General features: G+C 73.0%; 23 protein-coding genes. 10 read left to right on the plus strand and 13 right to left on the minus strand.

The genetic code is table 11. From position 1 onward, the window contains the following. The first annotated feature begins 20 nt into the window (after positions 1-20). A complete protein-coding gene (locus tag NYO98_RS05940) occupies positions 21-872 on the plus strand; it encodes a helix-turn-helix domain-containing protein (RefSeq protein WP_268110597.1) in 852 nt (283 codons plus the stop codon). Here NYO98_RS05940 and NYO98_RS05945 read toward each other — a convergent pair. From NYO98_RS05945 to NYO98_RS05970, 6 genes are read right to left on the minus strand one after another with little or no spacing between them, the layout of a single operon-like run. Continuing rightward, complete coding sequence (locus NYO98_RS05945) at positions 853-1,941, minus strand: winged helix DNA-binding domain-containing protein (RefSeq protein WP_268110598.1); 1,089 nt, start codon at positions 1,939-1,941, stop codon at positions 853-855. The two genes, NYO98_RS05940 and NYO98_RS05945, sit on opposite strands and share 20 nt — an antisense overlap. Positions 1,942-1,950: 9 nt before the next feature. Further along, positions 1,951-2,859: a hydroxymethylglutaryl-CoA lyase gene (locus tag NYO98_RS05950; protein ID WP_268110599.1), complete on the minus strand. Its 909-nt coding sequence runs from the start codon at positions 2,857-2,859 to the stop codon at positions 1,951-1,953. Further along, complete coding sequence (locus NYO98_RS05955) at positions 2,856-3,491, minus strand: isochorismatase family protein (protein WP_268110600.1); 636 nt, start codon at positions 3,489-3,491, stop codon at positions 2,856-2,858. Before NYO98_RS05955 ends, NYO98_RS05950 begins: the two co-directional genes overlap by 4 nt. Positions 3,492-3,497: 6 nt before the next feature. Then, on the minus strand, positions 3,498-5,369 hold the full coding sequence (locus NYO98_RS05960; protein WP_268110601.1) for a hydantoinase B/oxoprolinase family protein: 1,872 nt from the start codon (positions 5,367-5,369) through the stop codon (positions 3,498-3,500). Between the two features lie 3 nt (positions 5,370-5,372). Next, positions 5,373-7,448: a hydantoinase/oxoprolinase family protein gene (locus tag NYO98_RS05965; protein WP_268110602.1), complete on the minus strand. Its 2,076-nt coding sequence runs from the start codon at positions 7,446-7,448 to the stop codon at positions 5,373-5,375. Positions 7,449-7,476: 28 nt separating this feature from the next. Then, complete coding sequence (locus NYO98_RS05970; protein WP_268110603.1) at positions 7,477-8,682, minus strand: CaiB/BaiF CoA transferase family protein; 1,206 nt, start codon at positions 8,680-8,682, stop codon at positions 7,477-7,479. Between the two features lie 153 nt (positions 8,683-8,835). Here NYO98_RS05970 and NYO98_RS05975 point away from each other — a divergent pair, with 153 nt between their 5' ends. Further along, the gene (locus tag NYO98_RS05975; protein ID WP_268110604.1) at positions 8,836-9,534 is read left to right on the plus strand and encodes a GntR family transcriptional regulator; all 699 of its coding nucleotides are present in this window, start codon (positions 8,836-8,838) and stop codon (positions 9,532-9,534) included. Here the strand turns inward: NYO98_RS05975 and NYO98_RS05980 are convergent. Further along, positions 9,501-9,953, minus strand: coding sequence for an XdhC family protein (locus NYO98_RS05980; RefSeq protein ID WP_268110605.1), 453 nt, complete (start codon positions 9,951-9,953; stop codon positions 9,501-9,503). The genes NYO98_RS05975 and NYO98_RS05980 overlap by 34 nt on opposite strands. Before the next feature lie 23 nt (positions 9,954-9,976). Between NYO98_RS05980 and NYO98_RS05985 the strand changes: the two genes are divergently transcribed. The 3 genes from NYO98_RS05985 (at position 9,977) to hemW (ending at position 14,144) form a co-directional block, all read left to right on the plus strand. Continuing rightward, positions 9,977-10,909, plus strand: coding sequence for an aminoglycoside phosphotransferase family protein (locus tag NYO98_RS05985; protein ID WP_268110606.1), 933 nt, complete (start codon positions 9,977-9,979; stop codon positions 10,907-10,909). A gap of 120 nt (positions 10,910-11,029) precedes the next feature. Next, positions 11,030-12,850, plus strand: coding sequence for an AMP-dependent synthetase/ligase (locus NYO98_RS05990; RefSeq protein WP_268110607.1), 1,821 nt, complete (start codon positions 11,030-11,032; stop codon positions 12,848-12,850). Positions 12,851-12,926: 76 nt separating this feature from the next. Then, positions 12,927-14,144 (plus strand): radical SAM family heme chaperone HemW, encoded by a 1,218-nt coding sequence (gene hemW / locus NYO98_RS05995; RefSeq protein ID WP_268110608.1) that lies wholly within the window; start codon positions 12,927-12,929, stop codon positions 14,142-14,144. Between the two features lie 379 nt (positions 14,145-14,523). Here the strand turns inward: hemW and NYO98_RS06000 are convergent, their stop codons facing one another. The 3 genes from NYO98_RS06000 to NYO98_RS06010 form a co-directional block, all read right to left on the minus strand. Beyond that, positions 14,524-15,369 carry a DUF3097 domain-containing protein gene (locus NYO98_RS06000; protein WP_268110609.1) on the minus strand — a complete coding sequence of 282 codons (846 nt, stop codon included), beginning with the start codon at positions 15,367-15,369 and terminating at the stop codon, positions 14,524-14,526. Between the two features lie 100 nt (positions 15,370-15,469). Further along, the gene (locus tag NYO98_RS06005; protein ID WP_268110610.1) at positions 15,470-15,868 is read right to left on the minus strand and encodes a hypothetical protein; all 399 of its coding nucleotides are present in this window, start codon (positions 15,866-15,868) and stop codon (positions 15,470-15,472) included. Positions 15,869-15,931: 63 nt separating this feature from the next. Beyond that, complete coding sequence (locus tag NYO98_RS06010) at positions 15,932-16,795, minus strand: MBL fold metallo-hydrolase (RefSeq protein ID WP_268110611.1); 864 nt, start codon at positions 16,793-16,795, stop codon at positions 15,932-15,934. Between the two features lie 82 nt (positions 16,796-16,877). Between NYO98_RS06010 and hrcA the strand changes: the two genes are divergently transcribed. Genes hrcA through NYO98_RS06025 form a run of 3 tightly spaced genes read left to right on the plus strand, consistent with a single transcriptional unit; the run spans position 16,878 to position 19,812 of the window. Beyond that, on the plus strand, positions 16,878-17,900 hold the full coding sequence (gene hrcA, locus NYO98_RS06015; RefSeq protein WP_268110612.1) for a heat-inducible transcriptional repressor HrcA: 1,023 nt from the start codon (positions 16,878-16,880) through the stop codon (positions 17,898-17,900). Next, entirely contained in the window at positions 17,897-19,066 is a 1,170-nt protein-coding gene (gene dnaJ, locus NYO98_RS06020) for a molecular chaperone DnaJ (RefSeq protein WP_268110613.1), read from the plus strand. The genes hrcA and dnaJ overlap by 4 nt, the downstream gene beginning before the upstream one ends. 5 nt (positions 19,067-19,071) lie before the next feature. Then, positions 19,072-19,812, plus strand: coding sequence for a 16S rRNA (uracil(1498)-N(3))-methyltransferase (locus NYO98_RS06025; RefSeq protein ID WP_268110614.1), 741 nt, complete (start codon positions 19,072-19,074; stop codon positions 19,810-19,812). Between the two features lie 11 nt (positions 19,813-19,823). Here NYO98_RS06025 and NYO98_RS06030 read toward each other — a convergent pair whose 3' ends face one another. The 3 genes from NYO98_RS06030 to NYO98_RS06040 all read right to left on the minus strand — a co-directional run bounded on the left by NYO98_RS06030 (position 19,824) and on the right by NYO98_RS06040 (position 22,407). Continuing rightward, complete coding sequence (locus NYO98_RS06030) at positions 19,824-20,828, minus strand: GerMN domain-containing protein (protein WP_268110615.1); 1,005 nt, start codon at positions 20,826-20,828, stop codon at positions 19,824-19,826. Then, complete coding sequence (locus tag NYO98_RS06035; protein ID WP_268110616.1) at positions 20,825-21,355, minus strand: SigE family RNA polymerase sigma factor; 531 nt, start codon at positions 21,353-21,355, stop codon at positions 20,825-20,827. The genes NYO98_RS06030 and NYO98_RS06035 overlap by 4 nt, the downstream gene beginning before the upstream one ends. Before the next feature lie 77 nt (positions 21,356-21,432). Beyond that, positions 21,433-22,407 carry a Gmad2 immunoglobulin-like domain-containing protein gene (locus NYO98_RS06040; protein ID WP_268110617.1) on the minus strand — a complete coding sequence of 325 codons (975 nt, stop codon included), beginning with the start codon at positions 22,405-22,407 and terminating at the stop codon, positions 21,433-21,435. 74 nt (positions 22,408-22,481) lie between these two features. Here NYO98_RS06040 and NYO98_RS06045 point away from each other — a divergent pair, with 74 nt between their 5' ends. Both NYO98_RS06045 and NYO98_RS06050 read left to right on the plus strand, forming a co-directional pair. Next, positions 22,482-22,835 (plus strand): HIT domain-containing protein, encoded by a 354-nt coding sequence (locus NYO98_RS06045; RefSeq protein ID WP_268110618.1) that lies wholly within the window; start codon positions 22,482-22,484, stop codon positions 22,833-22,835. A gap of 5 nt (positions 22,836-22,840) precedes the next feature. Then, on the plus strand, positions 22,841-24,073 hold the full coding sequence (locus NYO98_RS06050) for a hypothetical protein (RefSeq protein WP_268110619.1): 1,233 nt from the start codon (positions 22,841-22,843) through the stop codon (positions 24,071-24,073). Positions 24,074-24,076: the final 3 nt, after the last annotated feature.

The raw sequence follows: 24,076 nt of genomic DNA on the forward strand, positions 1-24,076 counted from the left end.
CTCTTGTGATAATCCGACACATGACGGAGCAGGCCGCGCCGCACCCGGTGGACCCGATCGACCGGGCCCACCTCACCGGGGTCAGCCGGCCGTCCCCGCCGATCCACCGCTACGCGCCGAGCGCGCACCTCACCGAGCTGGTCGACCGCTACTGGATCCCGGTGTGGTCGCTGGCCGAGCCGTCGACCCAGAGCACCCTCCAGCACCCGGTCTGCCTGGTGGTCGTCAGCGACACCTACGCCAGGTTCTACGGCGTCAGCCGCGGGCGCTCGAGCGTGACGCTGGAGGGGGACGGCTGGGCGGTCGGCACGATGCTGCGCCCGGCCGCCGGCCGGCTGGTGCTCGGCCGGTCCGTCGCGGAGGTGACCGACACCTGGGTGGACCTGGGCGACCTCCTGGCCGGCGGTCGGGCGGAGCGCGCCCTCGTCCACGGCATCCGCACCGCGATGGCGGCCGACCCGCACGACCCGGGCGCCCACCTCGCCGCGATCTCCCACGTCGAGGCGTGGCTGGCCACGCACCTGCCGGTCGACGCGCCCGGCCGGCTGGTCAACCGGCTGGTCGCGTGGCTGGGCGACCACCCGGAGGTCACCCGGGTCGACGAGCTGGCCCGTGAGGCGGGCCTGTCCGAGCGCAGCCTGCAGCGGCTGGTCGAGCAGCGCATCGGGCTGAGCCCGAAGTGGCTCCTGCAGCGGCGCCGCCTCCACGACGCGGTCGAGGCGCTCAAGGCCGGCCGCGGCACCCTCGCCGAGGTGGCCGCCGACCTGGGCTACGCCGACCAGGCCCACTTCACCCACGACTTCCGCACCGTCACGGGCATGACGCCGGGGGAGTACCTCAAGGACCAGCCCGTCAGGGCGCCTCGCGGCTGACCGTCACCTCGGTGACCGTGATGCCGAGCGCCGACTCGAGCGCGGCCACCGGCTCGTCGAGCTCCGCCCTGCGCGGCCGCCTGGTGCGTGCGAGCCAGGTGACCTCGAGGGGCCGGCGCCTCGCCGTGCCCGCGGCCCGCCAGAAGCCGGTGATCCGGCCGTCGACGAGCAGCGGCGGCAGCAGCATCCCGTTGGACTCGTTCCACAGGCGCCGGTGGTGCTCGGGCGTCACGAACCGGTCCCGGGCCTTGGAGTCGTAGCCGCAGAGCAGGGCGTCGAACTCCGGCAGCAGGCGCACGCCGGGCAGCTCGCGCGGGGGCGGGGCGTCCGGCAGGTCGACGTACGCCCTGCCGTCCGGTCCGTCCAGCTCGACGGTGTCGAGCCCGGCGAGGCCCTCCTCGACGGCCTTGAGCGGGATCCCGGCCCACCAGGCGACGTCCTGGCGCGACGAGGGTCCGTGGGCGCGCAGGTGCAGGCGTACGACGTCGGCGAGCGTGGCCGGCCCGGTGCGGTCGAACGTGCGGTAGACCGGCTTGCCCTGCCCCTCCCAGCGGTCGCCCGACGCCGGCCTGCGGACGAGGGCTCCGTGGGCGAAGCCGAGGTAGCGGCCGGGCCCGGCGGCGGCCGCCTCCCGCGCGGCGGGTGCGTGGCGTCCGAGCCAGTCGTCGACGTGGGCGCGGAGCTCGTCGGGGGTGCGCCACTCCCGGGCCCAGGCCTCGACGGAGGTCCAGAGCTCGGCGAGCTGCGCGTCGCTGATGCCCAGGATCCGGGCCCAGCGCTGGTGCTGACCGACCCGCGTGGCCTCGGCGAGCACCGTGTAGACGTCGGGGTCGGCGGTGTGGACCGTGCCGCGGATCGTGCTGCCGCGGACGATCTCGCCGGCGTCGTAGGCGGCGGTGATCTCGGCGTGGGTGACGCCGGGGAACCGCGCGCCGAGGCCGATGAACGCCGACCGCGCCGTCTGGGTCTGCAGGTCGCCGATCGCGTGCACCCGCCCCGCCACCGTGCCGGGGTCGTCGGGGAACTGCCGGGCCAGCGAGCCGGCGGCCAGGTCGTCCCAGCTGAGCATGCGGTCAGCCTAGGGCGCCGGGAACCCGCCTGCCCTGAGCAGCGCGCCGGGCAGGCGCTTGCCGAGCCGCTCCTCGAGCCACGCGGTCGTGGCGGTGGTGGTCGCGAGGTCCAGGCCGGTGCTCACGCCCATCCGGTCGAAGAGGTAGACGAGGTCCTCGGTGGCCACGTTGCCGGTGGCGTTCGGCGCGAACGGGCAGCCACCCGTCCCGCCGATGCTGGCGTCGAGGGTGCGGACCCCTGCGGCGTGGGCGGCGACGGCGTTGGCCACGCCGGTGTGGCGGGTGTCGTGGAGGTGCAGCCGCAGGGGCACGTCGGCGCCGGCGACCTCAACGGCCAGGGCAAGCCGGGACGTGACCGCGGTGGGCACCGCGACGCCGATCGTGTCGGCGAGGGCGAGCTCGTCGGGCCCGGCGTCGGCGACGCGCGCGAGCACCTCGCGCAGCCGCTCCTCGGGGACCTCGCCCTCGAACGGGCAGCCGAAGGCCGCGCCGACCGTGACCGTCGTCAGCACACCCGACTCCCGGGCCCGCCCGACGAGCGCCGCGGCCTGCCGGCACGCGTCCTCGGTGGTGACGCCCTGGTTGCGGAGGCAGAAGGTGTCGGTGGCCACGACCACGACGTCGACCTCGTGCACCCCCGCGGCCAGCGCCCGGTCGAGCCCCCGGTCGTTCATGACGAGGCCGGCGTAGCTGACGCCCTCGGGTCGGGGGAGCGCGGCCATCACCTCGTCGGCGTCGGCCATCTGGGGGACGCGCGCGGGGTTGACGAAGCTGGTGACCTCGATGCGCCGGGACCCGGCTCGCACCGCGCGCTCGACGAGCTCGACCTTGTTGGCGGTCGACAGCACGGCGCTCTCGTTCTGCAGCCCGTCCCGCGGGGCCATCTCCACGATGGCGACCGCGTCCGTCGCGGTCATCGGTCCGCGCCCCGGGCCGCACCGGCGAGGTAGTCGACGGCGGTCACCTCGTCCACCACCTCGGCGTACTTGGCCGCCAGGTCGCGGAGGTTGGACTCGTGCGGCTCCGGGCCGCGGTCGCCGACCGCGTCCGCCACGACGAGCGGGACGAACCCGTGCTGGATCGCGTCGACCGTCGTCGCCCGGACGCACCCGCTGGTGCTGACCCCGACGACGACGACCGTGTCCACGCCCCGGGCGTGCAGGGTGGAGGCGAGCGACGTGCCGAAGAACGCGCTGGCGTACTGCTTCACGACCACCAGCTCGCCGTCAGTGGGGGCGACCGGAGGCATCAGCTCGCCCATCGGGCCGTCGCCGACCAACGCCCGCAGGGCGGGGACCTTGCGGAAGAACACCCCGCCGTCCACGCCACCGGCGCTGTAGCGCACGCGGGTGTGCACCACGGGCACCCCGGCCTGCCGGGCGGCGCCCAGCACCCGGGCCGCGGCGTGCAGGCAGTGGTCGTCCGGCAGGCACAGCCCGCTGGCGGGGTCGAAGTAGGCCCGCATCATGTCGACGGCCAGCACGACCGGGGACGTGCCCGGCCGGAGCGATCCTCCGAAGGGGTCGGCGGACGTGAGGTCGTCAGCCACGCCGGGTCACCGGGGCACCGGGGGGCGCGGCGCGGGCAGGCCGGTCTCCTCGAGCGACCGCTCGAGGATCGTCTCCAGCGGCGGCCCCATGTCGAAGGTCGGCAGCGGGTGGGGCCGGTCGGCGTCCAGGGTGGCGCGCAGCGACTCGGTGGCGTCACTGTCCACGGTGCCGGACCCGTCGCACACCACGCCGTAGCGGCGCGCACCGTCCGCGCTCACCAGGCCGCGCCGGACCTCCAGGCCGACCAGGTCGGGGTCACGCGCCAGCGGGTCGCCCCACCCGCCGCCGCCCCAGGTGACGAAGTGCAGCAGGTCGCCGCGGCCGACGGGCACGTCGTGGACCTTGCTGCCCAGGACCTCGGTCGTGCCGTCGGCCCGCTCGATCCACTTGCGGCCACGCGCGCCGGGCTCCCCGCCGTTGACCCCCCAGGGGTAGGTGAGCCACCGGTCGTCGTGGATGGCGATGGTGCCGGCCTCGAGGAAGCGGTAGGCGACGTCGACGCCGTTGCCGCCGCGGTGCAGCCCCGCGCCGCCGGTGTCGGCGACGGTCTCCCAGCGCTCGATGCGCAGCGGGTAGTAGGACTCGAGGTACTCGCACGGGATGTTGACGAAGGACGGCCACAGCGAGTGGCCGTCGGGGCCGTCCCCGATCGGCCGGCCGGGGATGCCGCCGAAGCCGATGGAGTAGAGCTGGAACCACTCGCCCTTGCGGTCGCCGTCGCCGTACGTGCCGGAGTACATGAAGTGCGGCGAGGAGGAGAACCCGGCGGCGTTCAGCAGGTCGGGGTTGGTCTGCCCCAGCAGCCCGCCGAAGAGGTCGAACACGCGGCCGATGCCGTGGTTGCGCGCGTTCAGCGCGGCCGGGTACTGCGGCTTCCAGAACGAGTCGTCGGGGATCTCGACGTCGACGAGCGGGTAGAAGCCGTCGTTCCACAGGATCTGAGGGTCCGCCACGGTGATCATGTAGATCCCGAAGAACATCCGGACCAGGTTCTCGTTGATGTAGTAGTTGATCGGCCCCTGCGCCTGCGGGCTGCTGCCGGTGAAGTCGAGCAGCACCTTGTCGCCGGTGCGGGTCAGGCTCAGCTTGAGCTCGTAGGGGCCGTAGCCGAGGCCGTCGTCGCAGATGTAGTCGGTGAAGGAGAGGGTCTTCCCCTCCTCGAACACCATGGCCAGGAGCGTCTTCATGGCTCGGTAGTTGCGGTCGAGCAGCGCCTCGAGTGCCGAGTTGTAGGTGTCGACGCCGAAGCGGGCGCACAGCTCCTGGACCCGGCGGGCGGCGGTGCGGCAGGCGGCCACGATCCCGTTGAGGTCGGCGCGGTTCCAGTCGGGCTTGCGGACCTGGTTGAGGATGATCCGCAGCGCGTCGTCGTCGAGGACGCCCGCCTTGTAGAGCCGGAAGGGCGGGATGACGACGCCCTCCTCGTAGATGGTGCGCGCGTCGGTGGGCATCGACGCGGGCGTCTTGCCGCCGACGTCGGACATGTGGCCGAACATCGACGACCAGCCGACGATGCGGCCCTCGAAGAAGATCGGCATGACGACCAGCCAGTCGTTGGCGTGGCTGATCGCCGCGCCGCAGGAGTAGGGGTCCGACGTCAGCAGCACGTCGCCCTCCTCGATCGTGCCGTCGAAGTTGTCGAGGAAGTCGGGGATGGACAGGCCGAACTGCCCGACCATCATCTTGCCGTCGCGGTTGGCGATGAGCGGGAACTCGTCGTGCTGCTCGCGGATGCCGGGCGAGAGCGCCGTGCGGAACAGCACCTCGTCCATCTCGTAGCGGGCGTTGCGCAGGGCGTTCTCGACGAGGTCGAGCGTCACCAGGTCGACGTCGACCTGCTGCATCGGGGAGGTGTTGGTCTCGATCAGGCGTGCCATGGCTCAGCCCTCCTGGCTCTGGTCGACGGGTCGGATGAGGAGGCTGCCGCTCGGGTGGACCGTCGCCGCGTGGTCGCGCAGCACGAGGGTGGTGGAGTCCATCTCGGTGATGACGGCGGGTCCGGGGACCACGTTGCCCGCCTTCAGCAGCGAGCGGTCGTAGACGTCCGCGTCGACGAGGCCGCCGTCGGACCAGATCCGGTGCCGCTCCACGCGTGCGGACGACGGGTCGGTGCCGCCGTCCTCCAGGTCGACGGACGCCACGTCGGGGCGGGGGGCGTCGGCGGTGGCGCGGAGCGTCACCAGCTCGTGCTCGGTGTCGAGGACGAAGGAGAAGAGCCGGTCGTGCTCGGTGTCGAAGGCCTTGCCGAGCGCCTCGAGGCCCCCGCCGCTGCCGTCGAAGGCGTCGATGTCGACCGGCACGGGGATCTCGAAGCCCTGGCCGTGGTAGCGCAGGTCGGCCGCGTAGGTCACTCGCAGGTCGTCCTCGGGCACGCCCTCGGCGGTCAGGGTCCCACGCGCCGACGCGGCCAGGTCGTCCAGGATGGCCCGGAGACCGTCGTCGGTGAGCTCGGAGAAGCGGCGTACGAGCGTGCGGACCGCCTCGTCGCGCAGGCTGGTCGTCGCGTCGCCGTAGGCGCAGAGCACGCCGGGGGAGGGCGGGATGATGACCGGCCACGACCCGGTCAGCCGCCCGAGCGCGTTGGCGTGCAGCGGGCCGGCGCCGCCGAACGCGACGAGCGCGAAGTCGCGGGGGTCGAACCCCTGCTGCACCGAGACCAGGCGCAGCGCCCCGAACATGTTCTCGTTGACGATGTCGATGATCCCGGCCGCGGCGGCCTCGACCGAGTCCAGGCCGGTGGCGTCCGCGATGGTCTGGACGGCGGTGCGGGCCGCCTCGGGGTCCAGTGCGACCTCGCCGCCGGCGAGCGCCGAGGGGAGGTGCCCCAGCACCACGTTGGCGTCGGTCACCGTCGGCTCGGTCCCGCCGGCCGCGTACGCCGCGGGCCCGGGCGCCGCGCCCGCTGACTGGGGGCCGACCCGCAGCGCCTGGGTGAGCGGGGGGACGTGCGCGATGGAGCCGCCGCCGGCGCCGACGGTGCGCACGTCGACCGACGTGGCCCGCACCTTGAGGTCACCGACGGTGGTCTCGCGACCGATGCGCGGCGTGAGGTCCTCGACCAGCGCGACGTCGGTCGACGTGCCGCCCATGTCGAAGGTGAGGAAGTTGCGGTGCCCGGTCTGGGCGGCCACCCAGGCTGCTCCCGTCACGCCTCCGGCGGGTCCGGACAGCAGCAGGTTCACGGGGTTGTCAGCGGCCACGCTCGCGGAGACGAGGCCGCCGTCGCTGCGCAGGATCGACAGCGAGCCGCTGACGCCCGAGTCGCGCAGCTGGCCCTCCAGGTTGGCGACGTAGCGCTTGACCTGGGGCTGCACCGCGGCGTTGGCGACCGTGGTGATCGTCCGCTCGTACTCCCGCAGCTCCGGGAGGACCGACGAGGACATCGACACCGTGAGACCGGGCAGCTCCTCGGCGGCGATCTCGCGCACCCGCTGCTCGTGGGCGGGGTTGGCGTAGGAGTTGATGAGGCTGATGCTCAGGGCCTCGATGCCGCGGCCCGCCAGGGCGCGCAGCTGGGTGCGGACGTCGTCCTCGTCGAGCTCGGTGACCACGCTGCCGTCGCTGGCGATGCGCCCCCGCACCTCGACGGTGTCCTCGAGGGCGGCGAGCGGCTCGGGCTTGGGCCAGATGATCCAGCCCGCGAGCCCGCCGGGGACGAACGACCGCGCGATCTGGAGGACCTGCCGGAACCCGTGGGTGGTGACCAGGCCGACCCGGGCGCCCTTGCCCTCGAGGATCGCGTTGGTCGCGACGGTCGTCCCGTGGAAGACGTCGCCGACCGCGCTCCGCTCGATGCCGGCGGCGGCACAGGCCTGGTCGATGCCACGCAGGACGCCCACCGACTGGTCCTCGGGCGTGGAGGAGGTCTTGGCACGGAACGTCGCGCCGGAGTCCTCGTCGATCAACAGGATGTCGGTGAACGTGCCACCCACATCGACTCCGAGCCGGTAGGTCATGCTCTCTCCTTGGTGGTCGGTGGTGCGCTCAGATGACGCCGTCGGCGCGGAGGGACGACAGATCGTCGTCCTGCAGCCCCAGCAGGCCGCGGTAGACGACGTCGTTGTGCTCGCCCAGGGCCGGTCCGACGTGTCGGACCGAACCGGGGCTCTCCGAGAGCTTGGGGGCGACGTTGTGCATCGCGAACTCACCCAGGTCGGGGTGGGCCAGGCGGACGATGGCCTCGCGGGCGGCGAAGTGCTCGTCGGCCAGCATGTCCTTGGCGCGGAAGATGCGCCCGGCGGGGACGCCGCCGGCGTGCAGGCGCTCGAGGAGGTCGTCTGCGTGCAGCGTCGTGCTCCACGCGGCGATGAGGCCGTCGAGGTCCTCCATGTGCTTCCCGCGGGCGCCGTGCGTCGCGTAGTGCTCGTCCGTGGCCAGCTCGGGGCGGCCCATCACGTCGGCCAGCCGGCGGAACACGGTGTCCTGGTTGGCGGCGATGAGCACCATCTCCCCGTCGGCGGTGGGGTAGACGTTGCTCGGCGAGACGTTGGGCAGGGTCGTGCCGGTCCGCTCGCGCTGGTAGCCGGCCACCTGCCACTCCGGGACCAGCGACTCCATCAGGGCCAGCACGGCCTCGTAGATGGCGGAGTCGACCACCTGGCCGCGACCCGTGCGGCCGCGCTGGTGCAGGGCGACGAGCGTGCCCAGGCAGGCGAAGGTGGCGGCGAGCGAGTCGCCGAGCGAGACGCCGGCGCGCGCCGGTGGCCGGTCGGGGTCGCCGGTGACGTAGCGGATCCCGCCCATCGCCTCGCCGATGGAGCCGTAGCCGGCGCGGGACGCGTACGGGCCGGTCTGCCCGAACCCGGTGACCCGGGTGACGACGAGCCCGGGGTTGGTCTCCCACAGCGTCTCGGGGGCCAGGCCCCACCGCTCGAGGGTGCCGGGGCGGAAGTTCTCGATCAGCACGTCGGCCTCGGCGACGAGGCGCCGGACCAGGTCCTGGCCGCGCTCGGTGCGCAGGTCGGCGGTGACCGACAGTTTGTTGCGCGCCACGACGGGCCACCACAGCGACTGGCCGTAGGGCTTCTCCCGTCCCCACTGGCGCATCGGGTCGCCGGTCGCCGGGTCCTCGACCTTGATGACCTCGGCGCCGAAGTCGCCGAGCAGCTGGCCGCAGAACGGGCCGGCGAGGAGCTGGCCCAGCTCGACGACGCGCAGGTCGTCGAGGGGGAGAGGCGACGGTGAGGCCACGGAAGCCCTTTCGTATGCAACGCGGGAACGGGGTGTGAGCCAAGTCATACGTGCTGACGGTGACGCTAGCGAGGACAGGGCGACGCCGTCAACGGGCGTCTCGCGGATTGCATACAATATGGGGACGCGGTGGCGCTGCTAGGGTTCGCGACCATGACCCAGGACGCGGGCGCGGACGCCGGCAAGGCCGCCGAGGTCACCTACGCCACCATCCGCCGGCAGATCCTCAGCGGCGAGCGCGCGAGCGGGGAGTGGTTGCGGGAGGGCGACCTCGCCGCGGTCATCGGGGTGAGCCGTACGCCGGTGCGGGAGGCCCTGCGACGCCTCGCCGCGGAGGGCCTGGTCAGGCACGAGCCCAACCGGGGCGTGCAGGTCGAGGACTGGGGCGTGGCGGACCTCGACGAGATCTTCAGCCTGCGCTCGCAGCTCGAGCCGTGGGGGTGCGGTCTCGCCGCCACCACCGGCCTCGCGGACCTCGACACGCTCGGCCGGCTCGCCGACCGGATGGACGAGGAGGCGCGTCGCGACCCGCCCGACCTCGACGCCATCACCGAGCTGAACAACGCGTTCCACCGCGGCGTCCTCGAGGCCTCCGGCAACGGGAGGCTCGTCGGGCTGGTGTCGTCGGTGGTGGAGGTGCCGCTCGTGTGGCGCACCTTCTCGCACTACTCGCCCGAGGCGATGCGACGCAGCCTGGCCCACCACCACGAGATCGTGCAGGCGCTCGCTGCCGGCGACGCCGAGTGGGCGGAGTCGGTGATGAGGTCGCACGTCCGCGCCGCCTGGGTGAGCCTGCGGGACGAGCACCCGGTCGCGGGTCAGCCGCGCATCGAGCCGCCGGGCCGGCCGTAGGACTCGGCGACGACCTCGGCCACCACTGAGAGGGCGATCTCGCCCGGTCCCTTGCCGCCCAGGTCGTGCCCGGCCGGCACGTGCAGGGTGGACACGTCCACGCCCTCGGCGGCGAGCTCCTCGAGGAGCCCGGCCGCGCGCCCGCGACTGGCCATCATCGCGACGTAGGACGCGTCCGAGGCCAGCGCCGCCCGCAGCACGGCGGGCGCATCGGGCGCGTCGTGGTCGCACAGGACCACGGCGTCGCCGGGCTGCGGGTCCAAGCCCGGTCCGCCGTCGTCGGCCGACTCGACCAGCACCGTGCGCCCGGCCGTCGAGGCGATGGCCGCGATCGACCGTGCGATGGGGTTGTCGCTGAGGACCAGGATCCGACCGTGCCGCACGCCGTCGTCGGACCACGGCTGCTGCCGAGGACTCATGCCCGCCAGCCTAGGCTCGCGGGATGCCGGTCACCATCCCTCCCGCGCTGCTCGCCCAGCGGGCGCTCGGGGACGACTGGGGGCGCTGGCTCGACCGGCTGCCCCGGCTCGCGGTCGACCTGCTCGACGAGTGGCGCCTGACCCTGGTCGGCGCGCCGAGGCACGGCTTCTGCTCGCTGGTGCTCCCCGTCGCCGGCGCCGACGGCACGCCCGGCGCGCTGAAGATCGCCTTCGACGGCGACGACGAGTCGCTCCACGAAGGCCTCGCGCTGCAGCACTGGGGCGGCAGGGGCGCCGTACGGCTCCAGCGGGCCGACCCGCGCCGTCGCGCGCTGCTGCTGGACTGGCTGCCCGGGCCGGACCTCGGCGACTCGTGGGACGTCGAGGCCTGCGAGGTGGTCGGTGGGCTCTACGGCCGGCTCCACCTCCCGGCGATGCCGCAGCTGGTCGCCCTCTCGTCCTTCGTCGAGCGCTGGTTGGGCGACCTCGAGGAGCTCGGTCGCGCGCTCCCGGTCCCGCCGCGCTACGTCGAGCAGGCACTCTCGCTCGGTCCGGACCTGCTCGCCGGCGACGCGGCGCCGGTCGTCGTGCACGGCGACCTGCACTACGCCAACGTGATGGCCGACGAGACGGGGGAGTGGCTGGCCATCGACCCCAAGCCGATGGCCGGCGACCCGCACTACGAGCCCGCGCCGATGCTCTGGAACCGGATGGACGAGCTGAGCGGTCCGGGCGCCGTCGGCTCCGTGCGTGACGGCATCCGCCGCCGCTTCCACGCCCTGGTCGACGCGGCCGGCCTCGACGAGGCGCGCGCCCGGGACTGGGTCGTCGTGCGGATGGTGCTCAACGCCGGCTGGGCGGTGCAGGACGCGCAGCGGGCCGGGCGTCGCCTGGCGAGGGACGAGCAGGACTGGATCACCCGCTGCATCGCCATCACGAAGGCCGTGCAGGACTGACGAAAGTCGGAAAGCCGCCCGTCTGACGGGACATTCGGGGCGTTTGCTACCGCTGGGTAAACCCAGTGATCTAGGTTACAGCCCAAGTCAGCCCCGCCCCGACGAATGAGTAGGTAACAGATGCCGACCACCATCGACACGGCCTTCCTCGACACCATGCCGCCCAACGTCGCCGTCCAGTTCTTCGACCGCGTCGGAGCCACCCCTGACGCCGAGGCCTTCCGCTTCCCCCGCGGTGAGGCGTGGGAGTCCGTCACCTGGAAGCAGGCCGGGGACAAGGTCGAGGCGCTGGCCGCCGGCCTGATCGCGCTGGGCGTCGAGCCCGAGCAGCGCGTCGGCATCGCGTCGGGCACGCGCTACGAGTGGATCCTCGCGGACCTCGCGATCATGTGCGCCGCCGGCGCCACCACCACGGTCTACCCGAGCACCAACGCCGAGGACACCGTCTACATCCTGGGCGACTCCGAGAGCCGCGTCGTCTTCGCCGAGGACGACGAGCAGGTCGCCAAGCTCACCGCCCACCGCTCCGAGCTGCCCCACGTGACCAAGGTCGTCACCTTCGAGGGCGCGACCGACGGCGACTGGGTGATGTCCCTGGAGGACCTCGCGGCGCTGGGCGCGGAGAAGCTCGCCGAGCAGCCCGACGTGGTGCGTACGACGTCGCAGGCGATCCGTCCCGACCAGCTGGCCACCCTCATCTACACGTCCGGCACGACCGGCCGCCCCAAGGGCGTGCGGCTGCGTCACTCGTCCTGGGTCTACGAGGGCGAGGCGATCCGCGCGCAGGGCATCCTCGGTCCCGACGACCTCGAGTTCCGCTGGCTGCCGATGGCCCACTCCTTCGGCAAGGTGCTGATGTCCACGCAGATGGCCTGTGGCTTCGCCGCGGCGATCGACGGCCGGGTCGAGAAGATCGTCGACAACCTGGGCGTCGTGAAGCCGACCTTCATGGGTGCCGCGCCGCGCATCTTCGAGAAGGCCCACGGCCGCATCGTCACCATGCAGGCCGCGGAGGGCGGTGCCAAGGAGAAGATCTTCAAGAAGGCCTTCGACGTCGGCCTCGAGGTCGAGCGCCGCAAGCGCGAGGGCAAGTCCGTGCCGATCGGCCTCAAGGTCCAGCACGGCCTCTTCGACAAGCTCGTCTTCTCCAAGATCCGCGACCGCTTCGGCGGCAACGTCCGCTTCTTCATCTCCGGTGCCGCGGCCCTCAACCGCGACATCGCCGAGTGGTTCGGCGTCGCCGGCATCAAGATCCTCGAGGGCTACGGCCTCACCGAGACCTCCGCGGGCTCGTTCGTCAACCACCCCGACCGCAACAAGTTCGGCACCGTGGGCCCGGTCTTCCCGGGGAGCGAGGTCAAGCTCGGCGACAACGACGAGATCATGATCAAGGGTCCCGGCGTGATGGACGGCTACCACAACCTGCCCGAGGAGACCGCCAAGACGCTGACCTCCGACGGCTGGCTGCACACCGGTGACAAGGGCGCCCTCGACGAGGACGGCCACCTGGTCATCACGGGTCGCATCAAGGAGCTCTTCAAGACCTCCGGCGGCAAGTACATCGCGCCGCCGGCGATCGAGTCGAAGTTCAAGGCCGTGTGCCCCTATGCCAGCCAGTTCATGGTCTTCGGCGACGAGCGCAACTACTGCGTCGCGCTCGTCACCCTGGACCCCGACGCGATGGCGGGCTGGGCCGAGGAGAACGGCATGGGCGGCAGGTCCTACACCGAGATCGTGCAGTCCGACGAGGTGCAGAAGATGGTCGGCGGCTACGTCGACGAGCTCAACAGCCACCTCAACCGCTGGGAGACCATCAAGAAGTGGAAGCTCCTCGACCACGACCTCACGGTCGAGTCGGGCGAGCTGACCCCGTCGATGAAGGTCAAGCGCAACGTCGTCCAGGAGAACAACCAGGCGCTCATCGAGCAGATGTACGCCTAGGACCACGTGACGGACGGGTGCCGGTGGGGGACCACTGGCACCCGTCCGCGCGTGCGGCACGTGGTTGGATACCGGCGTGTCCCCCGCCCAGCCCGACGGTGACGTCGCCCCCGAGGACGGACTGCTCCCCGACGAGGCGTGGGCGCAGTTCGGCAGCAAGCCCTTCGGTCTCTACGTCCACGTGCCGTTCTGCTCGGTGCGCTGCGGCTACTGCGACTTCAACACCTACACCGCGCAGGAGCTCGGCGACGAGGTCGGCGCCAGCCGGTCGTCGTACGCCGAGGCGGCGATCCGCGAGATCCGCTTCGCGCGCCACGTGCTCGGGCACCGGGACGTCCCGATCGAGACGATCTTCTTCGGCGGCGGCACCCCCACGCTCCTGAAGGCCGCCGACCTCGGGGCCATCGTGGCCAGCGCCGCGGCGGAGTTCGGACTCGTCGACGACGTGGAGATCACCACCGAGGCGAACCCCGACAGCGTCGCCGCCTGGGACCTCGAGGAGCTGCGCACGGCCGGTTTCAACCGGATCAGCTTCGGCATGCAGTCAGCCGTCGACCACGTGCTGCGCACCCTCGACCGCACCCACGACCCGATGCGCGTGCCCGCGGTCGTCGACTGGGCCCGGCAGGCCGGGTTCGACGACGTCAGCCTCGACCTCATCTACGGCACGCCGGGGGAGTCGCTGGCCGACTGGGAGACCTCGGTCGACGTCGCCCTCGGCTGCCGCCCCGACCACATCTCGGCGTACTCCCTCATCGTGGAGGAGGGCACGGCGATGGGCCGCCAGGTCAGGCGCGGCGAGCTCCCGATGCCCGACGAGGACGACCTCGCCGACAAGTACCACCTCGTCGACGAGAAGCTCGCCGCCGCCGGGATGAGCTGGTACGAGGTGTCCAACTGGGCCACGTCGCCCGACCACTGGTGCCGCCACAACCTCCTCTACTGGACCGGTGGGCACTGGTGGGGCGTCGGCCCCGGCGCCCACTCCCACGTCGGCGGGGTGCGCTGGTGGAACGTCAAGCACCCGGCGGCGTACGCCCAGCGCCTCGCCACCGGGGTGTCACCGGCCCAGGCGCGCGAGGTCCTCGGCCACCACGACCAGCGCGTCGAGCGGATCCTCCTGGAGATCCGGCTCGTCGAGGGGCTGCCCGTCACCGCCCTCGAGGCCACCGGCCGCTCCCACGTCGCCCGCCTCGTCGCCGACGGCCTCGTCGAGCTCGCCGCCGAGCGCCTCGTGCTCACCCAGCGCGGGCGGCTCCTCGCCGACGCGATCGTCCGGGATCTCGTCGACTGAGCTGGTTGGCGGTGTTGTCGGCGCTCGCTCCGCTCGCGCGTGCTCGGCGCCCTGAGAGACGTCGTCTTCCCTCCTCGCTCCCAAGCTGCCTCGCTGCGCTCGTCGCGCTTGCTCGCTCGTCAGTCCAGACGACGTCGGGCGCCGAGCGCGGTGGCTGAGGCAGCTGGGGCGATGAGGGTGCCGTGTGCCGGCGCGCCACTGATCGAACCGCGCAAGCAGGGCACCCAGGCGGTTCGGTCGACGGCCCGGTGGTCGTCGCGGCGCGCCCGGGAGTGCAGGAGGAGCGGCGAAGCCGGAGGAGCGGAGCGGGGGAGGGTGAAGCCGCGACGACGAACGAGCGGGTCACGAGCGCCGCGACATGCGAGCGAAGCGAGCCAAACTACCCAGTCGTGAAGTCGATGAGCTCCTCGACCCGGCCCAGGAGGGCGGGCTCGAGGTCGGCGTAGGAGCTCACCCGGCCGAGGATGTGCTTCCAGGCGCGGGCGATGTCGGCCTGGTCGCGGTGCGGCCAGCCGAGCTGCTGGCAGGTGCCGGTCTTCCAGTCGATGCCGCGCGGGACGGAGGGCCACTGCTTGATCCCGAGGCGCTCGGGCTTGACCGCCTGCCAGACGTCGATGAACGGGTGGCCCACGATCAGCACGTGCTTGCCCACGGGGGAGCGGGCGATGTTCTGGGCGATGCGTGACTCCTTGGACCCGGCGACCAGGTGGTCGACGAGGACGCCGACGCGGCGCTGCGGCCCGGGCTTGAAGTCACGGAGGTGCTCGGCCAGGTCGTCCACGCCACCGAGGTACTCGACGACGACCCCCTCGATGCGCAGGTCGTCGCCCCACACCTTCTCGACGAGCTCGGCGTCGTGGCGGCCCTCGACGAAGATCCGGCTGGCGCGCGCGACGCGGGCGCGGGCGTTGGGCACGGCGACCGACCCGGAGGCCGTACGGGTGGGTGCGGCCGGGGCGCCCGCGCGGACCGGCCGGGTGAGGATCACCGGCCGGCCCTCGAGCAGGAAGCCGGGGCCGAGCGGGAAGGTGCGGCGCTTGCCGCGCCGGTCCTCGAGCGTCAGCGTGTCGATGTCGCGATCGACGGCGACGACCTCGCCGCACCAGTCGGTGGTGACCTCCTCGACGACCATCCCGAGCTCGGTCGGCAACTCGGTGGCGCGACCGTTCCTGGGGGCACGCCAGTCGCCGGAGAGGACGTCGGTTCCGTAGCGATCCTGTGGCACCGGTCCACGTTAGGCGCCGAGGGGCCCGTGGGCGGGGTGGCACGCCGTGCGGCGCGGATCACACCCGTACGACGGACCTGCCGGAGCGCCGGAGCGGAGCTCAGCCCCCGGCGATCCCGCCGCCCTCGGCGCCGTCGCCGCTGTTCGCGTCGGAGCCCTCCGAGTCCCCGTCGGAGTCCCCGTCGGAGTCCCCCGACTGGCTGGGCGCCTGGCTCGCGCCGTCGTCGTTGCCCAGGTCCTCCTGGGTGGCGTCCATCTCGAGCTCCTCGCGGCTCTTGGTGTTCTCGTCGTCGGGGTCGAGGGGCTCGGCCAGCGGGTTGTCCTCACCGGGCTGCAGGTCCTCGGGCAGCTGGTCGTCGGAGATGCCGCCCAGGGTGGCGTCGTCGGGCGAGGTGGTCTTGCCGGAGTGGTCGGAGTCGGCAGGGCTGGTGCCGCTGCCCGCCTTGGGCGTGTCGGTCGACTCCGTGTTGTCGGTCTGGGACTCGCGGTTCTCGGTCATGCACCAGTCCTACTGGGCCGGGTCACGCGAGACCAGCCCCCGGAGGGTGTGCGGGCCGGACGGCTAGATCAGGGGGAGCCGCTTCTGGCTGCGGGGCAGGTGCTCGTAACCCAGCCGCACCGCGCTCGCGAGGCGCTCGCGCTCCCACGGCCACTCGCCGGCGGCGAGGGCCTCGGACTGCGGCACGCCGCGCGTGGCGAGGTCGCGGATCGTCTCGGCGATGACGCCGAGCTCGGCGCGCTGGTCCTGCACGAACGCCTTGTCCACGACCTTGCCGTGCCCCGGCACGACGACGGTCGCGTCGGTCATGAGGCCGATGACGAGGTCGAGCGTCATCGGCCACTCCAGCGGCCACGAGTCGTCGCCGATGAAGGGCGGGTCGGACTCCTCGACCAGGTCGCCCCCCAGCAGCACGTCGGCGTCCGGCACGCGGACGACGAGGTCGCCGGCGGTGTGCCCGCGCCCGGGGTGGATCAGCTCCACCGCCCGGTCGCCCAGGTCGAGCTGGAGCACCGACGAGAAGGTGCGGGTGGGCAGGCGGAGGGTGGTCGCGAGGATCTCGTCGCGGCGCGGGTGGTCGGTGTCCTGCTCGTAGTGCTCGAACGTGTGCGCCGAGGAGACCTCCATGTGCTCGGCGGCCCAGTCCGTCGCGTGGATCGGCAGGTCGCCGAACTGCTCGACCATGGTCGCGTTGCCGAAGTGGTGGTCCCAGTGCTCGTGGGTGTTGACCAACCCGGTCAGCGGGCCCGCGCCCAGGCGGCGTACGTCGTCGGCGACCACGCGGGCCTGCGCGGCGGACCCGTGCGTGTCGACCATGAGCAGGCCGTCCGCTCCGCCGACGAGCGTGATGTTGACGTGCATCCAGTCGTAGTGCGCGACCCAGACGCGTGGGGCGACCTCGGTGAACCGAGGGGTGTCGTCGGGCATGCCCGCGAGCCTACGGACTGCTAGTAGTCTTGGCACTCCGGGTGAACGAGTGCCAGACCGCGACGTGCAGAGGAGAGGCTCGATGGTCGACGACCGCAAGCTCGACGTGCTCCGCGCGATCGTGGAGGACTACGTCGCCACGGAGGAGCCGGTCGGCTCCAAGGCGCTCGTCGAGCGGCACGGCCTCGGCGTCTCGCCCGCGACCGTCCGCAACGACATGGCGGCGCTCGAGGACGAGGGCTACATCCACCAGCCCCACACCAGCGCCGGCCGCGTCCCCACCGACAAGGGCTACCGGCTCTTCGTCGACAAGCTCGCCACGCTCAAGCCCATGAGCGCGGCGGAGCGCCGGGCGATCGCGACGCTGCTCGACGGGGCGGTGGACCTCGACGACGTGGTGCAGCGCTCGGTCCGGCTGCTCAGCCAGCTCACGCGCCAGGTCGCGATCGTGCAGTACCCGACGCTCTCGCGGTCGACCGTGCGCCACATCGAGCTGGTGTCGCTCACGCCGACCCGGGTGATGGTGATCCTCATCCTCAGCACGGGCCGGGTCGAGCAGCGGCTCGTCGAGCTCGACGCCCCGGTCGTCGACAGCGACCTGGCCGAGCTGCGGGTCGCGGTCAACCAGGCCAGCGCGGGCGTGCAGATCGCGGCCGCCGCCGCGGCGCTCGGCGACCTGCCCGACGGCGTACGCCCCGAGCAGGCCGACTCGGCCCGCGCGATCGTGGGCGTGCTCACCGAGGCGATGTCGGACCACCGCAGCGACGAGCGCATCGCGGTCGGCGGCACCGCCAACCTCGCCCGCTACGGCGACTTCGAGACCGCCGTCCGCCCGTTGCTCGAGGCGCTGGAGGAGCACGTCGTGCTGCTCAAGCTGCTCGGGGAGTCGGGGACCGATGCGCTGACGGTGCGCATCGGACACGAAGGCCCCTACTCCGAGCTCGCGGCCACGAGCGTCGTGGCCACCGGCTACGGCCCGCAGGAGTTCCACCTCGGCTCCCTCGGCGTCGTCGGCCCCACCCGCATGGACTACCCCGGATCCATGGCAGCCGTGCGCGCGGTCGCGCGCTACGTCTCCCGGATCCTCGATGAAGGAAACCAGTGACCCAGGACCCCTACGAGATCCTCGGCGTCTCGCGTGAGGCGAGCGCCGACGACATCAAGAAGGCCTACCGCAAGCTCGCGCGGCAGCTCCACCCCGACGTCAATCCCGACCCCGACACGCAGGAGCGGTTCAAGGACGTCTCCCGTGCCTACGAGGTGCTGAGCGACCCCGGCAAGCGGGCGGCGTACGACCGCGGCGGCGACGCCTTCAGCCAGGGCTTCGGCGGTGCCGGCCAGGGCTTCAGCTTCACCGACATCATGGACGCCTTCTTCGGCGGCGGTGCCGCCGGCGGCGCGCAGACCCGCGGTCCGCGCTCCCGCGCGCGCCGCGGCCAGGACGCGCTGATCCGGCTCGACGTCGAGCTCGCCGAGGCGGCCTTCGGCGTGACGCGCGACCTCAAGGTCGACACCGCCCTGCGCTGCGAGGCCTGCGAGGGCCAGGGCACCGCCCCCGGCACCAAGCCGATCACCTGCGAGACCTGCCACGGCCAGGGCGAGGTCGCCGTGGTCCAGCGCTCCTTCCTCGGCGAGATCCGCACCCTGCGTCCCTGCGCGGCGTGCCGGGGCTACGGCTCGATCATCCCGGACCCCTGCCGCGAGTGCTCGGGCGACGGCCGGGTGCGCTCGCGCCGGACCCTGACGGTCAAGATCCCCGCCGGCGTCGACCACGGCACCCGCGTCCAGCTGACCGGTCAGGGCGAGGTCGGTCCGGGCGGCGGACCGGCGGGTGACCTCTACGTCGAGATCCACGTCGACCCGCACCCCACGTTCACCCGCCACGGCAACGACCTCCACACCACGATCTCGCTGCCGATGACGGCGGCCGCCCTCGGCACCCAGCTCACGCTGCCGCTGCTCGAGGCCGACCTGCCCGCCTCGGCCGAGGAGTCGTCGGAGACGACGACGACCTACGACCTCGACATCCGCCCCGGCACGCAGTCGGGCAGCGAGCAGGTGATCCGCGGCTTCGGCGTGCCCAGCCTCCGCGGCGGTCGTGGCGACCTCGTCGTCAGCATCGCGGTGGAGACGCCCACCCGCCTCGACCCGCGCCAGGAGGAGCTGCTGCGCGAGCTCGCGGCGATTCGTGGCGAGGAGCAGCCCGACGGCAAGAACGAGGCGCCGCACAAGTCGATGTTCGGTCGGCTCCGCGACGCGTTCCAGGGCTGAGCCGGGTGACGCTCCCGGTCCACCTCGTCGAGTCCCTGGACGGAGCAGCGCCCGGCACGCTGGTCGAGGTGACCGGCGACGAGGCGCACCACGCGGTCGCCGTACGACGCCTCCGCGAGGGCGAGCAGGTCGTCCTCACCGACGGCCGGGGCACCTCGGCCACCGGGTCGGTCGCCTCGACGGGCAAGCGCGTCTTCTCCGTCACCGTCGGGTCCGTCTCGCAGGACCCCCGCCCCGAGCCGGCGATCACCGTGGTGCAGGCGCTGCCGAAGGGCGATCGCGGGGAGCTCGCGGTCGAGGTGCTCACGGAGGTCGGGGTCGACCGCATCGTGCCGTGGGCGGCGTCCCGCTCGGTCGCGGTCTGGAAGGGCGAGCGCGCCACGAAGTCCCATGCGAAGTGGCAGTCCACCGCCCGCGAGGCGGCCAAGCAGTCGCGCCGCTCCTGGCTGCCGAGCGTCGCCCCGCTCGCCTCCACCGCCGACCTCGCGGCCGTCGTCGCAAAGGCCGACCTCGCGGTGGTGCTGCACGAGGACGCCACCCTGCCGCTGGGCGCGCTCGAGGTTCCCGAGGCGGGCCGGGTGGTGATCGTCGTGGGGCCCGAGGGCGGCATCAGCCCCGACGAGCTCGAGCAGCTGGGCGCTGCCGGCGCCCACGCCGTACGCCTCGGGGCCGAGGTGCTGCGCACCTCCACCGCCGGCGTCGTCGCCGTGGCCGCGGTGCTGGCCCGCACCAGCCGCTGGGCCTGACGCGCGCGTCGCTAGTCGACGATCGTGATCCGGCGGGTGTCGGTCTCGGTGGTGCCGTCGGCGCTGCGCACGGCCGCGACCACGACGTACTCGCCGGGGTCGACTCCAGCCAGCCCGAAGCCCGCCGGCCCGAAGGTCGTGTGGCGGTCTGGCCGGAGCACGCCCTTGATCGTGCCGTCACCCGCGCTGTCCGTGCCGTCCACCCGGTCGATCGTGATGCGCAGGCGGTTGTTCGAGGTGATGCCCTGGCCGCTGACGTACAGGACCTTCTCGTCCTTGTCGACGACCTGGCCCTCGAACGGCTCGGACAGCGACACCGGCGCGAGCACGTCGCGGTCGGGCGATCCCGTCAGGGGCGCCGTCGTCGGCACGCCGAGGATCGTGTCGGTCACCTGCTGCTCGATCTGTACGTCGACGGGCACCTTGCCGCGGCCGCTGACGGACTGGGCGGTCCGGACGAGCTGCTCGAGCGCGAGGCGGGCATCCTCCTCGCTCAGGCCAGCAGGACGCTTCACCGGGGCGCCCTCGAGGGTGACCGTGATCCCGTCAGGTCTGTCCGACCACTGGCGGAGGACCACGCCCTCGGGCCAGGGGGAGCGGTAGTCGGGGTCGAGCGCGTCGCCCCCGAGGGCAGCATGGATGGCGAGGAGCACTCGCGAGTCCGCGTCGATCTCAGGCCGGAGCTCGCTGAAGAGCCGCGGTCCCGATGCGGTGTCGCCCACGAAGTAGACGGCCACCGGGTCGGTCTTCGTACCTCCGTCGGTCGCGGTCGTGCCCGCGGTCGACGCCGGTCCCACGGGGTCAGGCTCCCTCGTCTGCGGCGCCCCGCCGGTCGTCACGGCGAGGGCCGTGACCACCGACGCGGCCACGAGCCCGGCACCGCCGGCCACCCACCACCCGCGACGGGTACGTCGACCGGCAGGCGCAGTGGCTGCGCGGATGGCGTCGAGCCGGTCAGCCGGCTCCATGTCGTCGGCGACCTCGTGGAGCAGGTCACGGATCAGCTGGTCGTTCACGAGAGGTCCTCCCACCAGTCGCCGAGCAGCCCGCGCAGGGCCGCGCTTCCGCGGAACGCGTGTGACTTCACGGCGCCGCGCGAGACGCCGATGGCCTCCGCGATCTGGGCCTCCGACCAGTCCAGGTAGTAGCGCAGGACGAGCACCTCGCGCTGGCGCTCGGTGAGCTGCAACAGCGCGTCGCGGACGGCGTCACGCCGGGCGGCGCCCACGCTCGGTCCGTCGACGGTCCCCTCGCCCGGCGCCGTGGCGCGCACGTGGCGCTCGACGACGGCGCGATGGCGCAACGCCGACCGGGAGCGGTTCACGACGGCCCGGCGCAGGTAGGCGAGCGCCTTCTCGGGGTCACGGAGCCGCGACCACTTGCCGTGCATCGCGACGAACGCGTCCTGGACGACGTCCTCCGCCGCCTGCTGGTCGTGGACGAGCAGGGCTGCCAGCCGGACGAGCTGCCGCCAGTGGGCGGCGTACAGCTGCTCGACCGCGACGCCTGCGTCCGCGCCGACGAGGCTCAGGTGGTCGGGCACCGGAGTCCCCTCTCGGAGGGGCCTGGTCTGGGTGGTCACGCAGGGGAGACGCGCCGGCTCGCGATCTGGTTGACGACTCACTCCACCGTGATCGTCTTGGTGTCGACGGCCGGTCCGGGGCCCTCGGTGCCGCCGGAGGGGTCGTCGGTCTCGCAGCGCACGGTGACCTCACCGGTGATCCCGTCGAGGGGGAGCGAGGCCTCGAAGGGGAAGAGCTTGTTGCCCATCCACGCCTCGGCCTGGTAGCCACCGCCGACGAGCTCCTCCTCGCCGCGGAGGATCCAGCACGGTCCCGACGCCTCGAAGGAGTTCGCGACGCCGGTGATCTCCAGGGCGTCCCCGGTGACGGTGTCGCCCTCGGCGGGCGAGGTGATGTTGACGAGGTTGAGGGTGCGCAGCGCACCGGCCGCCTCGTAGGGCGCGTCCGTCGGTAGCCCAAAGAGCGGCGCCCCGCCCTCGCGCTGCACCTGCACCGGCACCCGTTCCTGCTGCACGCCCTGCAGCGTGTAGACGAGCTGCTGGAGGGCGAGCCTGGCGTCGCGCCTCGACATCCCGTCGGGCCGGTCGGTGAACCCGTCGGAGGGGATCTCGACCAGCAGCACGCCGTCGGTCGCCTGCACCGAGGCGATCTCCACTCCCGGCCAGAGGGTGCGGTAGTCCGGGTCGACGGGCTGGCCGGAGGCCACGAGCCGGGCGGCCTCGGTCAACGGGTCGCCCTCGACGCGCTGGAACTCGCGGAACAGCACGGTGCGCCCGCCCGGGCCGTCTCCGGCGAAGTAGACCGGGACCGCGGTGCCGGACGCCGCCGGCTCCGACGGCGACCCCGACCCGGCGGGTGGCTCGGCCGGCGTCGCCGGGGACGACTCCTCCCCGGACGCCTGCTCGTCGGGCTGCGGGTCCTCGGTCGCCGTGCCCGTGTCGTCGGACACCGGCGCCGGGTCGTCGCTGCACCCGGCGAGGGCCAGGCTGCTCGCCACGACGACCGCCGCGGCGCCCGCCCAGCGTCGTACGGCGTGCGGGCGGGCCGGTCGAGCGGTGGTGGGGAAGGTCATGCGCGTCACGGTAGTGGGACGCGCGGCGGTCGTTTCCGGTCCCACGCCGCGCCGCCAGAGCCTAGGCTGGCGCCATGAGCGAGACGGCCCCCGACTGCATCTTCTGCAAGATCGTCGCCGGCGAGGTCCCGGCAGACGTGCTCGGCCGCAGCGACCACGCCCTCTCGATCAAGGACCTCAACCCGCAGGCGCCGTTCCACGCGCTGGTGATCCCGGTGGAGCACCACGACAACGCCGCCGCCTCCGCGGCCGCCGACCCGGCCAGCATCGGCCACCTCGTCGTCCTGGCCGACGAGGTCGCCCGCGACTCCGGCAACGCCGACTACCGGCTCGTCGTCAACACCGGCGCCGGCGTCGGCCAGACGGTGTTCCACACCCACGTCCACGTGCTCGGCGGCTCCGCGCACCTGTCCGAGAGGCTGGTCTGAGCGCCATGTCCCGCCGCGCGTCCCGCACCCGTCCCGCACTCGCGGCCCTGCTCGCCGCCGGCCTCCTCGCCCTGTCCGCCTGCAGCGGCGACGACGGCGCCGGGCGGGCCGACCAGACGGCCACCCAGCCCGCGGACTCCCCGACGAGCCCGTCCACCGCCGACGCCGACGAGGCGGGGCAGGCCGGCCACAGCGGCCACTACGCGGAGCCGGCGAGGTCGCGTCCGCTGCGCGCCGGCGAGACGCGTACGACCATCGCCATGGAGGGTGCGTACACGCCGTCCGCGCCCTACGGCACCGGCACCGACGACTACCGGTGCTTCCTCCTCGACCCCCAGCTCGACCGGGACGCCTGGCTCACCGGCACGCAGGTGCTGCCCGGCAACCCCGACGTCGTGCACCACGTCATCCTGTTCCAGGTCCCGCCCCGGCAGGTCGCCGCGGCCGAGGCCAAGGACGCGGCCGAGGACGACGAGGGCTGGACCTGCTTCGGCGGCACCGGGCTCGACCGCTTCCAGAACGTCGACCGGTCCTCGTGGATCGGCGCCTGGGCGCCGGGTGGCGAGGAGTCGGTCACCAAGCCGGGCTTCGGCATCCGCCTGCGCAAGGGCAGCCGGATCGTGATGCAGGTCCACTACAACCTGCTCGCCGGGCAGCAGCCCGACACCTCCGCCGCGCAGCTGCGCCTCGCGCCCGGCAAGCGCGACTACCAGGCGCTCAGCACGATGCTGCTCCCGGCGCCGGTCGAGCTGCCGTGCCGGCCGAAGCACTCCGGCGGGGAGCTGTGCGACCGCGACGCGGCGCTCGCCGACGTCAAGGAGCGCTTCGGTGCCGAGGGCAACACCGCCGACCTCCTCTACTTCCTGTGCGGCGGCGAGCCGCGCGCCGGTGAGGTGCAGTCGTGCGTGCGCACCCTCGCCGACCCGATCACCATCCACGGCGTCGCCGGGCACATGCACCTGCTGGGCCGCTCGCTGAAGATCGAGGTCAACCCGGGCACCCCGCAGGCGCGCACCATCCTCGACATCCCCGTCTGGGACTTCGACGACCAGGGCAGCCGCCCCATCGACCCGATCCACCTCGAGCCGTTCGAGCAGGTCAAGGTCACCTGCCGCCACGTCCAGTGGCTCCGTGACAAGCTGCCCGCCTTCGAGGGGCAGCCGGACCGCTACGTCGTGTGGGGCGAGGGAACCACCGACGAGATGTGCCTCGGGATGCTGCAGGTGACCCGGCCCTAGCTC

The sequence above is a fragment of the Nocardioides pini genome, from assembly GCF_026712185.1.
Taxonomy (GTDB): Bacteria; Actinomycetota; Actinomycetes; order Propionibacteriales; family Nocardioidaceae; genus Nocardioides; species Nocardioides pini.